At 66.8% G+C, this 12177-nt stretch carries 16 protein-coding genes; 10 read left to right on the forward strand and 6 right to left on the reverse strand.

Annotation, left to right across the window (positions count from 1 at the left end):
• Nucleotides 1-19 precede the first annotated feature (19 nt).
• From E7V67_023210 to E7V67_023220, 3 genes are read left to right on the forward strand one after another with little or no spacing between them, the layout of a single operon-like run.
• A complete protein-coding gene (locus tag E7V67_023210; GenBank protein WUR12569.1) occupies nt 20-418 on the forward strand; it encodes an MmcQ/YjbR family DNA-binding protein in 399 nt (132 codons plus the stop codon).
• A 31-nt stretch (nt 419-449) separates the two neighbouring features.
• Nucleotides 450-2309 carry a rhomboid family intramembrane serine protease gene (locus E7V67_023215; protein WUR12570.1) on the forward strand — a complete coding sequence of 620 codons (1860 nt, stop codon included), beginning with the start codon at nt 450-452 and terminating at the stop codon, nt 2307-2309.
• Nucleotides 2310-2323: 14 nt separating this feature from the next.
• Complete coding sequence (locus tag E7V67_023220; protein ID WUR12571.1) at nt 2324-2467, forward strand: DUF2256 domain-containing protein; 144 nt, start codon at nt 2324-2326, stop codon at nt 2465-2467.
• Between the two features lie 9 nt (nt 2468-2476).
• Here E7V67_023220 and E7V67_023225 read toward each other — a convergent pair whose 3' ends face one another.
• Nucleotides 2477-3418 (reverse strand): MYG1 family protein, encoded by a 942-nt coding sequence (locus E7V67_023225; protein WUR12572.1) that lies wholly within the window; start codon nt 3416-3418, stop codon nt 2477-2479.
• A 198-nt stretch (nt 3419-3616) separates the two neighbouring features.
• Between E7V67_023225 and E7V67_023230 the strand changes: the two genes are divergently transcribed.
• Nucleotides 3617-4192: an outer membrane beta-barrel protein gene (locus E7V67_023230; GenBank protein ID WUR12573.1), complete on the forward strand. Its 576-nt coding sequence runs from the start codon at nt 3617-3619 to the stop codon at nt 4190-4192.
• On the opposite strand, the gene E7V67_023235 is transcribed toward E7V67_023230, so the two are convergent.
• Together E7V67_023235 and E7V67_023240 are read right to left on the reverse strand one after the other, a co-directional pair.
• Nucleotides 4189-5505 carry an ATP-binding protein gene (locus tag E7V67_023235; protein ID WUR12574.1) on the reverse strand — a complete coding sequence of 439 codons (1317 nt, stop codon included), beginning with the start codon at nt 5503-5505 and terminating at the stop codon, nt 4189-4191. The genes E7V67_023230 and E7V67_023235 overlap by 4 nt on opposite strands.
• Complete coding sequence (locus E7V67_023240; GenBank protein WUR12575.1) at nt 5502-6233, reverse strand: response regulator transcription factor; 732 nt, start codon at nt 6231-6233, stop codon at nt 5502-5504. The genes E7V67_023235 and E7V67_023240 overlap by 4 nt, the downstream gene beginning before the upstream one ends.
• A gap of 180 nt (nt 6234-6413) precedes the next feature.
• Between E7V67_023240 and E7V67_023245 the strand changes: the two genes are divergently transcribed.
• The 3 genes from E7V67_023245 to E7V67_023255 are packed head-to-tail and all read left to right on the forward strand — an operon-like array spanning nt 6414 to nt 8114.
• Nucleotides 6414-6842, forward strand: a complete 429-nt coding sequence (locus E7V67_023245) for a DUF2147 domain-containing protein (protein ID WUR12576.1) — start codon at nt 6414-6416, stop codon at nt 6840-6842.
• Nucleotides 6839-7531: a cytochrome c biogenesis CcdA family protein gene (locus E7V67_023250; protein ID WUR12577.1), complete on the forward strand. Its 693-nt coding sequence runs from the start codon at nt 6839-6841 to the stop codon at nt 7529-7531. The genes E7V67_023245 and E7V67_023250 overlap by 4 nt, the downstream gene beginning before the upstream one ends.
• Nucleotide 7532: 1 nt before the next feature.
• Nucleotides 7533-8114, forward strand: a complete 582-nt coding sequence (locus E7V67_023255; protein ID WUR12578.1) for a thioredoxin family protein — start codon at nt 7533-7535, stop codon at nt 8112-8114.
• Here the strand turns inward: E7V67_023255 and E7V67_023260 are convergent.
• A complete protein-coding gene (locus E7V67_023260; protein ID WUR12579.1) occupies nt 8042-8242 on the reverse strand; it encodes a DUF2905 domain-containing protein in 201 nt (66 codons plus the stop codon). The genes E7V67_023255 and E7V67_023260 overlap by 73 nt on opposite strands.
• A gap of 131 nt (nt 8243-8373) precedes the next feature.
• Between E7V67_023260 and uvsE the strand changes: the two genes are divergently transcribed.
• Nucleotides 8374-9261 carry a UV DNA damage repair endonuclease UvsE gene (uvsE, locus tag E7V67_023265; GenBank protein ID WUR12580.1) on the forward strand — a complete coding sequence of 296 codons (888 nt, stop codon included), beginning with the start codon at nt 8374-8376 and terminating at the stop codon, nt 9259-9261.
• 225 nt (nt 9262-9486) lie between these two features.
• Here uvsE and E7V67_023270 read toward each other — a convergent pair whose 3' ends face one another.
• Nucleotides 9487-9696 carry a DUF2945 domain-containing protein gene (locus tag E7V67_023270; protein WUR12581.1) on the reverse strand — a complete coding sequence of 70 codons (210 nt, stop codon included), beginning with the start codon at nt 9694-9696 and terminating at the stop codon, nt 9487-9489.
• Nucleotides 9697-9756: 60 nt separating this feature from the next.
• On the opposite strand from E7V67_023270, the gene E7V67_023275 reads away from it, so the two are divergent.
• Nucleotides 9757-10743, forward strand: a complete 987-nt coding sequence (locus tag E7V67_023275) for a DUF4424 family protein (GenBank protein ID WUR12582.1) — start codon at nt 9757-9759, stop codon at nt 10741-10743.
• Between the two features lie 23 nt (nt 10744-10766).
• On the opposite strand, the gene nhaR is transcribed toward E7V67_023275, so the two are convergent.
• Nucleotides 10767-11666: a transcriptional activator NhaR gene (gene nhaR, locus E7V67_023280; GenBank protein ID WUR12583.1), complete on the reverse strand. Its 900-nt coding sequence runs from the start codon at nt 11664-11666 to the stop codon at nt 10767-10769.
• A 129-nt stretch (nt 11667-11795) separates the two neighbouring features.
• Between nhaR and E7V67_023285 the strand changes: the two genes are divergently transcribed.
• Nucleotides 11796-12155, forward strand: coding sequence for an HPF/RaiA family ribosome-associated protein (locus E7V67_023285; protein WUR12584.1), 360 nt, complete (start codon nt 11796-11798; stop codon nt 12153-12155).
• Nucleotides 12156-12177: the final 22 nt, after the last annotated feature.

The following is a 12177-nucleotide window of genomic DNA, read 5'->3' on the forward strand; positions in this document are numbered from 1 at the left end:
TGTTGAACAACCTCTTCCCATGACCGTAGACGAACTCAAGGCATTTTGTAAAACATTCGGCGGTGCGGTCGAAACGCTGCACGGCGCCCCGAGCAATATCCTCACCTATTCGGTGGGCGGCAAAAACTTCGCCTATTTCAAGACCAGCGAACCGGAACAATGGCGCTTCAGCGTGCGGGTCGCACCGGAGCGCTTTCTCGAACTGACCGACATGCCAGGCGTAAAACCGGCCCGCTACATGGGGCGTTTTCACTGGATTACCGTGGTGCGGGTCGAAGCATTCCCCGCCGAGTATTTGACGGAGCTGGTTGAATGGTCCTATCGCAAAGCGTGGGGGGGCGCTCAGCAAGGCGCGCCAGAAAAACATCGGCTAGGCGCGGCAGCAATGTTACTTGCCGAAACTGCAAGTTTGAATTAACCTGCCCGGCTGTTCTAACTATTATGTTGCCATGACCGTTGCCGTCCAGCCGCCCCGCGCCCCCGTCGTCACTTTTGCCCTGATAGCCATCAATATCGTGCTGTACCTGATCCAGGTCGCAGCCGGGCTGGACTGGCTTGACCCGAACTCCGACGACCTGGTGCGCTGGGGTGCCAACCTGGCGGTCTACTCGCTGACCGACGAGCCGTGGCGGCTCCTGACCAGCATGTTCCTGCACATCGGCCTGATGCACCTGGCCGTCAACATGTACATGCTGCTGTCGTTCGGCGCCATGGCCGAGCGCCGCTTCGGGCCGGTGCGCCTGCTGCTGGTGTACCTGCTGTCCGGCCTGGCCGGCAGCGTCGTCAGCGCCCTGTGGCATGCCGACCCGTTCAACCAGGTGGTCGCGGCCGGCGCGTCCGGCGCGCTGATGGGCCTGACCGGCGCCTACCTGGCCGACTGGCTGGTGGCCAGCTGGCACAACGATCCCCATGAAGACGTGAAGATCGGCGGGCCGCTGGTGCAGACCATCGTCATCAACCTCGTCATCGGCTCGGCCATTCCCGGCATCGACAATGCCTGCCACGTCGGCGGCCTGGTCGGCGGCTTTATCGTGGGTGGCGCCTTTGCCATGGTCTCGCCCCGTGCCAGCCGGCTGCAAAGCACGCTGGCCGGCATGCTGATCTGCGCCGGCGCGGTCGCCGCGCTGGTGGCGGCACTGCGCATCGAGCCGTCCGAAGGGCTGCAGATGCTGCGGGAAGTGCACGCCGCGGAGAAGGCCGAGCGTGCGGAGAAGGAACTGGCCGAGCGCAAGAAGAAAGAGCGCCTGGCCGCCATTGTCGAGGAACGCAAGCGCGGCCCGCGCACCGAGACGGACGAAGTCGCGGCCGGGACGTCGATCGCGCTGGAGCACCGCCCTCACAGCCTGTACCTGCTGCCGGACGCCCAGCGCGTGGCCGTCACCGCGGGCTGGAACGCGGTGCAGGTGATCGACCTGGCCGGGCGTACCGGCGGGCCGTGGATCAAGGGGCCGCGCACGCAAGGCATGATGATCGGGTGCGCCCATCCGCCCTGCTTCCCGAACAATCCGAACGCGCTGGCGCTGGCGCCGGACGGCCGCACCGCTTATGCCGCGTCGATGGAAAAGGACGGCATCGGCATCGTCGACTTGCAGACGGGGACGATGACGGGCGCGCTCAAGACCGGCAAAGTGCCGCGCGCCGTGGCGGCCGATCGAGCGGGCCAGCGTGTCTATGTGCTCAACGATGCCGACAACACCGTCGTGGCGGTCGACCTGGGCACGCGCAAGATCGCTGCCCGCTCCGCGGCCTTCGGCAAGAACCGCCTGGACGAATACCACCCGGCCGGCATCTGGCTGGCGGCGCAGGAGCGTGAAGTCTGGGTGCTCGATCAGAGCTTGTCGCGCCTGGTGGTGCTGGACGCCGCTACCCTGGCCGAAGTGGCGGATGTCAGCATCACCTCGGGCTACATGAACGGCGCCTATTTCGATGCCGCGCGCGGCAAGGCCTGGGTGGTGGGGGTGGACGCCATCGACCGGGTCGACCTGGCCAGCAAGAAGGTCGAGACGACCTCGCACTTCTGCCAGGGCGTATGGGCGGCGCCAGTCGCCATCGATCGCAGCGCCAGTCGCCTGGCCATTGCCGCCGGCGGCCGCGTCCTGGTGGTCAGCCTGCGTACCGGCTACATCGTGGCATCCTATCCGTACGACGGCAAGCCGACGGGCCTGCAGTTCGCACCGGACGGCAAGCATCTGTATGCCATCGGCACCGACCCGGAGCGCCTGACCACGCTCGACCTGGCTGTCACGGCCGAACTGGGCGCGCCAGCCGGCTCGGATGACTTGAAGTTGCTGTGTTCTACCCTGGACTGAACGAAGATGGCGCCATGAAGATGCGCAAGAAGGCCGACCTGCCCACCAAACTGTGCGCCCGCTGCGGCCTGCCGTTCAGTTGGCGCAAGAAGTGGGCACGGGACTGGGACAACGTGAAGTTCTGCTCGGAGCGCTGCCGCCGTGCCGGCGGCAGCTGAGCTGCGCACCTACGCCAGCGCCTGCAGCGCCTGCCGCGCCATTTCGCGCGCCCCCTCGTACGATTTCACCGCCGCGATAAAGCGGCCGTTGTGACAGAAAATCGCGTCCGGCACGCCGGTGACGGCGGCCAGCTCCGCGTCGCGCAGGCCCGCCCACGCTGCGGGCAAATCGGCGCGGGCCTCGAAACTCTCGGCACTGACCGGCACGGTATGCAGCAGATAGCGCTGCTCGCCCAGGCTGTGGCTGATCACGAACAGCACCTTCGGCATTTCCTTGCGGACCAGCTGGGTCCACGGCAGTGCGCTGTTCTTCAGGAACAGCACCCTGCCGCCCTCCAGCGCCTCGGACTGGCGCACCTGCTGCACCGCCAGCAGCGCGCCGACGCGGTACTTGACCGAGTTCACCAGCACGTCCGTCAGCAACGCCATCGCGCGGCGGAACTCGACCAGGCGAAACGCCTCCGCCGGCTCGCCGTAGCCCAGTCGTTGCTCGTCGAGCCAGTTCGGGTTGAAGCCCGAGATCACGGCCGACAGGCCATAGCCGCCCGGCGCGTTCTTGGCCGCGCCCACGTCCGACAGGTCCAGGTATTGCACGATATCGCTGTCGATCGCATAGGCCAGCTCGCGCGCCTTGTCCTCGGACAGCTCGTGGCCGCAGTGCGTCAAGGCGACCGAGCGCACGCACTGCCCGCCGAATTCGCGCCAGACCAGCCCGGCGCTGGCGTACGGCACGCCGCTCTGGCGCGCACCGCTGAAACCCTTCTGGTGATGGTCGAAGCGCCCGCTGGCCGGCTCCCAGACACCGCCGACGTCCACGACCAAATCGGCCCGGTCGATGATCGCCTGGTCGCGCGTCCGGACGATCTCGGCCTGCGGATACAGGATGTGCAGGACGGCGACGGCCCAGGCGTCGTCGGCATGGAACTTGCCGTTGTGAGTCACTATTAGCATGGGAAAACTAAATCTTTATTTTTTGTAAATATTCATCATACAGAGATCGGGCCGGGATTGCGATCCCCAATATATTCGCCAAGGCGCGTCGATTACCGCAAACGCGACACAAAATAATGATTTTGGGAACTTCGAATTGCATTTGTGAAAATAAACCGTTACAGTACCGCCCTTCCCAACTGACTAGAGTTTTTTGCAATGAAGAAGTTCGTATTCGCTTTCGCCTCCCTGTTCGCCCTGACGGCCGCTGCTCAGGCCCAAACGGCATCCCCACTGCGTTTCATGGTCGGCGCGGGCCTCAGCTTCGGTGGCGACAAACTGACCACCGTCGAGTTCACCGACGGTCACTCGGAAGACCTGCGGGCTGGCGGCCTGGTGTACCTGACGGCCGGCGCCGACTATCGCATCAGCGAGTCCTTCTCGCTGCAAGGCACGGTCAACTACCACGTCAACAACAGCAGCGGCGACAACGGCGACGTGCGCTTCGAGCGCTTCCCGGTCGAACTGGTCGGCTACTACCACATCAACCAAGAGTGGCGCGTGGGCGCCGGCGTGCGTTACACCAGCAAGCCGAAGATCTCCAGCAGCGGCGTCCTGGACGGCATGGACTTCAAGTTCGACAACACCACCAGCGGCCTGATCGAAGCAGAGTACTTCTACAGCCCAAAACTGGGCGTCAAGATGCGCTACGTCAACGAGAAGTTCAAGAAATCCGGCTACCGCGGTGATGTCAACGGCAGCCACCTCGGCATTTCGGCCAACTACTACTTCTAATCGCCTTTGGCTGCCGCCTGGCCTTGCGCCGGCGGCAGCGTCACCTGCGCGCGCAGGCCGCCTTCGGCGCGGTTCGACAACGTCAGCACCGCGCCGATCCCCTCGGCCAGCTCCTGCGCGATCGCCAGCCCCAGGCCGCTGCCGCCCGTTTCCGCATTGCGCGAGTCTTCCAGCCGGTAGAACGGCTGCAGCACCGCGTGCAGCTGCCCGGCCGGGATGCCCGGCCCCCGGTCCAGCACCGCGATCGTCACACCGCCGTTCGTCAGCCCGGCCACGATGTCGGCGGCGCCTGCGAATTTCAATGCATTGTCGACCAGATTCGTCACGATCCGACGCAGCGCCTGCGGCCTGGACACCAGCGGCTGCCCGACCGTGCCATGCAGCGAGACGGCCCGGCCGGCATCGGCATAGTCGGCCACCACAGCATCGAGCAGCGCATCCGGGTCGAAGCGCACCGCCGGCTCGGCCGCCGCGTGCGCGCTGCGGGCGTAGGCGATCCCTTCCTTGATCAGCGCCTGCATGGCCGCCAGGTCGGCCTGCCATCTGTCGCGTTCCGTCTCGTCATCCATCAGCTCCGTGCGCAGGCGCATGCGCGTGACTGGCGTTTGCAGGTCGTGCGCGATCGCGGCCAGCATGCGCGTGCGCTCCTGCAGGTGGCGGGCGATGCGCGCCTGCATGGCGTTGAACGAGCGGGCCGCCTGCGCCACTTCGGCCGGGCCCTCCTCCGGCACCGGCGCCGCCGCCCGGGCAGGGCTGAGCGCCTCGGCGGCCTGCGCCAGCCGGGCCAGCGGGCGGGTCGCGACGCGCACCGCCAGCCAGCACGACAGTCCCAGCACGCCCAGCTGTGCCAGCAGCAGCGCCGGCAGCCATTGCGCCAGCGGCATGCCGGCCGGCGCGAACTCGATCGCCAGCGGCGTGCCATCGCGCAGGTCGACGACGAGGCGACGCGGCCCGTCCGGCGCGGTCGCGGCCACGTCCACGCGGTAGCGCGGTCCCAGCCACCTGGCCACGCTGGCGGCAGCCGCGTCGTCCGGTGCCGCCGGACCGCGCCGGCCAAGCGGGACACCGAGGCGATAGTGGTAGTTGCGACGTTCCAGCATGGCGAGCCACGCCGCCCGTTCGCCGGCCGGCAGCCGCTCCAGCATGGCCACCGAGCTGGCCACGTCGCGTCCCATGTAGGCATACATCATCGTGCGGGACGCCGTCATGCGCTCGTACCACAGCAGGCCGAACGTCAGGGCCTGCGCCGCCACCAGGCCGCACAGCAGGATCGCGACCAGCCGGCCGAACAGCGTGCGCGGCCCGCGTATCACGGCGCCGGCTCGACGGTCGCGCAGAACACGTAGCCTTCGTTGCGCACCGTCTTGATGTAGCGCGCCGCGCGCGCACCGTCACGCAGGCGCTGGCGCAGGCGGCTGACCAAGAGGTCGATCGAGCGGTCGAAGATCTCCACGCCGCGGCCCTGCGTCAGGTTCAGGAGCTGGTCGCGGTTCAGGACCCGCTGCGGATGATCGAGCAGCACGCGCAGCAGGCGGTACTCGGCGCCGCTCAAGGCCACCATCGTGCCGTCCGCATCGAGCAGGTGACGGGCGGTCGTGTCCAGGCGCCAGTCGCCGAAGCGCAGCAGCGGCGCGCTTTCCGCGACCCGCAGGTTGGGTGGCAGCATGCGCGTGCGTCGCAGCACGGCCTGGATGCGCGCCATCAGCTCGCGCGCCGCGAAGGGCTTGGTCAGGTAATCGTCCGCGCCCATCTCCAGGCCGAGGATGCGGTCGGCCTCCTCGTCGCGCGCCGTCAGCATCAGGATCGGCAGCGCCTGGTGGCGGCCCGCCCGCAACGCGCGGCACAGGCTCAGGCCATCTTCGCCAGGCAGCATCAGGTCCAGCACCAGCAGGTCGACGGGCGTGTCTTCCAGCAACGCGCGCAGCTGGCGCCCGTCGGCGGCCAGCGACACCGTGAAACCGTTCTTGCGCAAGTAGGCCGCCAGCAGCTCGCGGATCTCGCGGTCGTCGTCGACGATCAGGATATGGTCGGAAGTAGGCATACCCAGCTTTATAGCGCATTCCGGCGGCGGCCCGGAACAGATTTATGTCGCAATGTGTCCGGCCCGGCTCTGGACAAATTGGGATGCAAAACGGCCCGGCCCTCGACACATGCCGGACACGCGGCGGGCGTCCAATGACGTCACCGGCCAAGCTGGCCGGCAACCTGACAAGGAGTCGCCATGTCACTGTCCATCCGCCTGCTCGCCGGCGCGCTTGCGCTGGCCACCCTGCCGCTGCACGCGGCCCCCCTGCCCGAACAGGGCCGCTGGATCACCGCCAGCGGCAACCTCGAAGTCGAGATCGCGCCCTGCGGCGAAGCCCTGTGCGGCACCGTCAGCAAGGTGCTGGGCAATCGTTCGATGAGCCATCCCGGCCAGCCCATGCAGGCCGCCGACAGCCGGCCCGCCCTCGGCATGCGGCTGCTGACGGACCTGCGGCCGGCTGCCGACGGCACATGGCAGGGCCGCGTCTACAACCGCGAGAACGGCCAGACCTATGACTGCGAGCTGCGCCTGGTGGCGGCAGACCAGCTGGAACTGCGGCCGCTGGGCATGCCGGCCATGGCGGGTGCGCAGACGTGGCGCCGCGCCGCGGGAGGCATGCCGTGAACGTGGACCTGCCGCTGGCCTTCTCGGCCGGCCTGCTGACGGTAGCGGCGCCCTGCATCCTGCCGATGCTGCCGATCCTGCTGGGCGCTGGGATGAACTCCGGCACGGGCCGCTGGCGGCCGGTGTTCATCGCCGGCGGCTTCGTGCTGACGTTTGCCGGCTGCGCGCTGCTGTTCGGCGCCTTCGCCGACACGCTCGGCCTGGCCCAGGGAGCCTTGCGTAATGGCGCCATCGTCCTGCTGGCGCTGTTCGGCATCTCGATGCTGTGGTCCCGTCCCTTCGAATTGCTGGCGGTCCGCCTCGCGCCGCTGCTGAACCGCATCGACATCGGCCGTCATGCGGGCCCCGGCAACCTGGGCGCCCTGGTGCTGGGCGCCGGCCTGGGCATCGTCTGGACGCCCTGTGCGGGGCCCGCGTTCGCCGCGATCCTGGCGCTGGTGGCGGCCGCGCACAGCCCGGGGCGCTCCGGCCTGCTGTTGCTCCTGTATGCCAGCGGCGCCGCCATCCCGATGCTGGCCATCGCCTACGGCGGCCAGCTGGCGCAGACGTACGTGCGGCACGTGGCACGCCATGCCCATGCGATCCGCGGCGTGGCCGGCGTGCTCATCACCGCCACCGCGCTGGCCATGTACTTCCAATACGACACCCTGGCAGCCGCCTGGCTGACCAACCTTGCATCGGAGGCCTGATATGAAGACACCCCTGTTCGCCATCGCCCTGACCGCCCTGCTGCACCTGGCGCCAGTGCAAGCCGCCACGCCACCGTTGCGCGACCGCGGTCCCGCGCCGGAACTGGCCGGCGTCAAGACCTGGCTCAATTCCCCGCCCTTGAGCTTGCGGCAGCTGCGCGGCAAGGTCGTGCTGGTCGACTTCTGGACCTACTCCTGCATCAACTGCATCCGTACGCTGCCGCACGTGGCGCGGCTGTACGAGACGTACAAGGACCAAGGCCTGGTGGTGATCGGCGTGCACACGCCGGAGTACCCCTTCGAGCGCAGCACGGACAACGTTCGTTCCGCCACCAAGCGCTTCGGCCTGACCTACCCGGTCGTGCAGGACAACGACTATGCCACCTGGAACGCCTTCAGGAACCAGTACTGGCCGGCCGCCTACCTGATCGACCAGGGCGGCCGCATCGTCCACACGCAGATCGGCGAAGGCGGTTATGCCGAGATGGATGCGGCGGTCAAGGCGCTGCTTCAGCGCCGCAGCAGCCAGATGACCAGCGAGACGACGACCGATATGACGAGGCAGGTAACGATGGGGAAGTAAAAACCGCCCCCTTCGCGCACGATGTGGATGTCGCCGGGCAGGCGGCCGAACGGCAGCTTGCCCAGCCATGGCCAGGCCAGGCCAACGGCGGCAATGAGCAGTCCGATGATGATCAAGGTCTTCTGCACGGCTTCCTCCAAGTGAGCGGCACCAGCATAACAAGAGCGGGTCAAACGTGGCGCCAGGACACGCTTGTCTGGCGCGCGCGGGCGCCGGGGGCTGCTAAGATCGGCGTCCGACCACCGTCACCGATCGCGCCATGCCACCACATCTCGGACTCGTCTGCGTCACGGTCTCGAACGAGATCAAGTACCGCACCATCACGCGCAAGCGCTTGCTGGAACAGTCGCCGGACACCCAGCAGAAGCTGCTCGACGATATCTACCGCAGCAATATCCAGGCCTTCGACACGGCCATGCGCTATTGCGAGCGCGAGAACATCGGCCTGTACCGCATTCCATCGTCGATCTTCCCGTTTGCCGACGACGACCTGGGCCGCGACCTGCTGGCCAGCTTCGCCGACACGCTGGCCCGCTCCGGCGCGCGGGCGCGCGAGCGCAACATCCGGCTCGTCATGCATCCCGACCAGTTCGTGGTGCTCAGTTCCGACAGCGAAAACGTGGTCGCCAACAGCGTCAAGATCCTGCAGATGCATGCGGACATCATGGACCTGCTGGGCCAGCCGCGCACGCCGTGGGCGCTGCTGGAAATCCACGGCGGCAAGGCCAATCGCACCGACACGCTGGTGCGCAACATCCTGGCCCTGCCGGACGCGATCCGCTGCCGCCTCGGCCTGGAAAACGACGAGTATGCGTACAGCGCGGCCGAGATCCACGAGGCCTGCGTCCAGAGCGGCGTGCCGATGGTGTTCGACGCCCACCACCACATCGTGCACGAGAAGCTGGACAGCTACGACGATCCCAGCGTGACGGAATGGTTCGACAAGGCGCGCACCACCTGGGCCGTGCCGGAGCACCAGCTGGTGCACATCTCGAACGGCCGTGAATCGTTCAACGACCGCCAGCATTCTGACCTGATCGCGACGATGCCGGCCGCCTACGCGCGCGCGCCGTGGATCGAGATCGAGGCGAAGTCCAAGGAAGACGCGATTGCCGGCCTGCGGCAGTGGCAGACGGCGGCTGGCTGAGCCGCCAAAAGCAACGCCACCCGTGGGTGGCGTTGGGGATCGAACGGCATGACGTTCAATTGAAGAACAGGTACAACAGCACCAGCACGATGCCCGGCACGCCCAGGATCCAGGCCAGGAAATATTTACCCATGATTGCTCTCCTCGTCGATGTTTTGAAAGTTGGTGAAGCCATCATCTGCCAGGACGAGCGCGCGTTCCGTACGTTACTGCACAAAAGCAAGCTTATATTTTCTTCAGCGCATCGGGCTTGTGCGCCGCTTCCGCCCCCGTCTTGTCGCTGACGACGAGGTATTCCGGATTGTCGGGCGATGCCGCCACCTCGTGGCCCTTGATACTGGTGTGCGAGGTCAGCTTTTTCTTGACCGTGCCCTGCACGGTGCCTTGCGACGAATGCCATTCCACTTTGTCGCCGGCCTTGAATGTCTGCGTCATGATGGGTTCTCCGCGATGAGATAATGGCGTCCATTTGACCATGCATTCGCTTAGCACCCCATGAAAATCCCAGTTCACCTGCGGGTCGCCGCAGGCGCCGCCGTGCTGCTGCCCGCGCTGGCCTGCGCCAACGACGGCGTGGCGGCCGTCAGCGCCGGCGGCATCGTTTTCCAGAAAACCGACGCCATCGCGATGAAAAAGGAAGTGCTGACCGTCAGCCATGACCTGATCAGCGTGGACTACGAATTCGTCAACGAGAGCGGTGCCGACGTCGAGGAAACCATCGCCTTCCCGCTGCCGGCATATGGCGCGGCCGAAAGCCCCTACCCGGACTATTATGGCCAGCCGGCGAATTTTTCCGTGACCGTGAACGGCCGGCCGGTGCCCTTTACCCCGGTGCTGCGCGCCCTTCGCGACGGCAAGGATGTGACGGCCGAATTGCGCGCGGCCGGGCTGTCCAGCGAGCGCATCGGCCTGAACGAAACGCTGGCCGGCCACCCTCTGCCGCCATTCACCGCCGCCCAGAAACGGGTGCTGCGCGAACGTGGCTTGCTGGCCGAGGGCATGGATGAACCGGACGAGCCGCAGTGGAAGGTACAGGTCAGCTACGTGTGGCGCCAGCGCTTCCCCGCCGGCGAGATCGTGCGCGTGCAGCACCGGTACCGCCCGTTCGTGGCCGGCGGCCCGGCGGCCTGGGTGCTGGACCAGGGCTTCACGCAGCGCTACTGCGCCGACGCGGCGTTCCTGAAGGGCTGGCGCCGCGCCGCCAACGGCGCCGACCACTTGGCGGCGGAGCACGTCGAATACATCCTCAAGACGGGCAACACGTGGAAGTCCGGCATCGAGGACTTCACGCTCAACATCGTCAAGCGCAAGCCGGAGGAACTCGTCAGCCTGTGCTTCCCCGGCACCTTCCGCAAGATCGACAACCTCACCTACCAGGTGCGCCTGCGCAATTTCCGGCCGGCCGACGACCTGCGCGTCTACTTCGGCAATGTCGACGGCGGCAATGGCGATCCGGGGGTGGCGCCTCAGCTTCCGCGATAAGCGCCGGTTTCTCGGTACGTCGCCTACCCCGCCAGCGTCTGCCGCGCCGCTTGGCTGATCGCCTGGGTGGCCGGATGTTTCAAGCGCCGCTCGGACGTGATCGCGTAGACCTGCTCGCGCAGGCTGGGAATCGTGCCCAGCAGGAGCACGCCATACTGGCCGCAGATGTGCTGGGCGATGGCGCCGGGCGCAAAAAACAAGCCGACGCCCGACTGGCCAAAGGCCTTGATCATCGCGCTGTCATCGAATTCCCCGACCACGTGCAGGCGCTGCACGTGGTCGTGCAGCCAGCGCATCAGGCGCGCGTGCACGGCGAAGTCCTCGCCCGGCAGCAGCAGCGGCGCACCGTTCAGACAGGCCGGGAACGGACCGTCCAGCGTTTGCGCCAGGGCTGGCGCGCCGAACACCGCCAGTTCGCTTTCGCCCAGCAGGTGGTTGTAGCCGCGCACGCTCAGGTGGCTGGGCATCGGACGGTCGGCGATGATCATGTCCAGCTTGTGCACGGCCAGGTCGGCCAGCAGCGCGGCCAGCCGTCCCTCGCGGCAGATCAGCCGGATCGGCTCGGCCAGCGCCAGCGCGGGCGCGACCAGCTGGCAGGCGACCGTCTTCGATACGGAGTCGGAAACGCCGACCCGGAACGCGGTCGCGCTGGCGGCCGACTGGTCCCTTACCGTTTCCAGCAGCGCGTCGCCGGCGCTGAAGATGTCCTCGGCATGGCGCAGGATGCGCCGGCCCGTTTCCGTCAGCTCCAGGCGGCGGCCCACGCGGCGGAACAGCTCGACCCCGAGCGTGTCCGCGAACTCCGTCAGCTGGCCCGAGATCGACTGCGGCGTCAGGTGCAGCTGCGTCGCCGCCCGCGCGATGCTGCCGCTTTTCGCCACCATCCAGAAGTAGCGCAAATGCTTGTAGTTGAGCGTGGCCATGGTTTCTCCCGGGCGTTTTTCAAGCATGCCAACACATCGATTTTCTCGATGCGTTAAGAAATTATATTCGAATTGTACGAACGATCGATCGTCCCTACCATGAAGTTTCAACCACCAAGGAGGAACATCATGGCGATGCAGATCGAGATTCAATCGAATGGCCTGGAACTGACCGACAGCCTGCGGGCCTACGTCAAGCGGCGGCTGCAGTTCGCGCTGGGCTGGTCCCTGGCGCGCCGGCTGGTCGTCTGGCTGTCCGACATCAACGGTCCGCGCGGCGGCCGCGACAAACGCTGCAAGATCCAGGTCAGCCTGCCCAACGGTCGCAAGTCCGTGCTGATCGAGGACACCGAGGAAAACCTGTATGCTGCCATCGACAGGGCGGCCGAAAGGGCCGACCACGCCGTCTCGCGCCAGCTGGCGCGCCAGCGCCGCTTCAGCCACGAGAAACTGCCGCCGGCCGACAGCGGCGGCGACACCGGACACTAACCACCGCACGCGCAGGAGAGAG

It is taken from the genome of [Empedobacter] haloabium (assembly GCA_008011715.2).
GTDB classification, from domain to species: Bacteria; Pseudomonadota; Gammaproteobacteria; order Burkholderiales; family Burkholderiaceae_D; genus Rugamonas; species Rugamonas haloabia.

Excerpts from the sequence above, each read along its gene's own strand:
- E7V67_023210 (WUR12569.1), top strand. The coding sequence starts at position 20 with ATGACCGTAGACGAACTCAAGGCATTTTGTAAAACATTCGGCGGTGCG.
- E7V67_023215 (WUR12570.1), top strand. The coding sequence starts at position 450 with ATGACCGTTGCCGTCCAGCCGCCCCGCGCCCCCGTCGTCACTTTTGCC.
- E7V67_023220 (WUR12571.1), top strand. The coding sequence starts at position 2,324 with ATGAAGATGCGCAAGAAGGCCGACCTGCCCACCAAACTGTGCGCCCGC.
- E7V67_023225 (WUR12572.1), bottom strand. The coding sequence starts at position 3,418 with ATGCTAATAGTGACTCACAACGGCAAGTTCCATGCCGACGACGCCTGG.
- E7V67_023230 (WUR12573.1), top strand. The coding sequence starts at position 3,617 with ATGAAGAAGTTCGTATTCGCTTTCGCCTCCCTGTTCGCCCTGACGGCC.
- E7V67_023240 (WUR12575.1), bottom strand. The coding sequence starts at position 6,233 with ATGCCTACTTCCGACCATATCCTGATCGTCGACGACGACCGCGAGATC.
- E7V67_023245 (WUR12576.1), top strand. The coding sequence starts at position 6,414 with ATGTCACTGTCCATCCGCCTGCTCGCCGGCGCGCTTGCGCTGGCCACC.
- E7V67_023255 (WUR12578.1), top strand. The coding sequence starts at position 7,533 with ATGAAGACACCCCTGTTCGCCATCGCCCTGACCGCCCTGCTGCACCTG.
- uvsE (WUR12580.1), top strand. The coding sequence starts at position 8,374 with ATGCCACCACATCTCGGACTCGTCTGCGTCACGGTCTCGAACGAGATC.
- E7V67_023270 (WUR12581.1), bottom strand. The coding sequence starts at position 9,696 with ATGACGCAGACATTCAAGGCCGGCGACAAAGTGGAATGGCATTCGTCG.
- E7V67_023275 (WUR12582.1), top strand. The coding sequence starts at position 9,757 with ATGAAAATCCCAGTTCACCTGCGGGTCGCCGCAGGCGCCGCCGTGCTG.
- nhaR (WUR12583.1), bottom strand. The coding sequence starts at position 11,666 with ATGGCCACGCTCAACTACAAGCATTTGCGCTACTTCTGGATGGTGGCG.
- E7V67_023285 (WUR12584.1), top strand. The coding sequence starts at position 11,796 with ATGGCGATGCAGATCGAGATTCAATCGAATGGCCTGGAACTGACCGAC.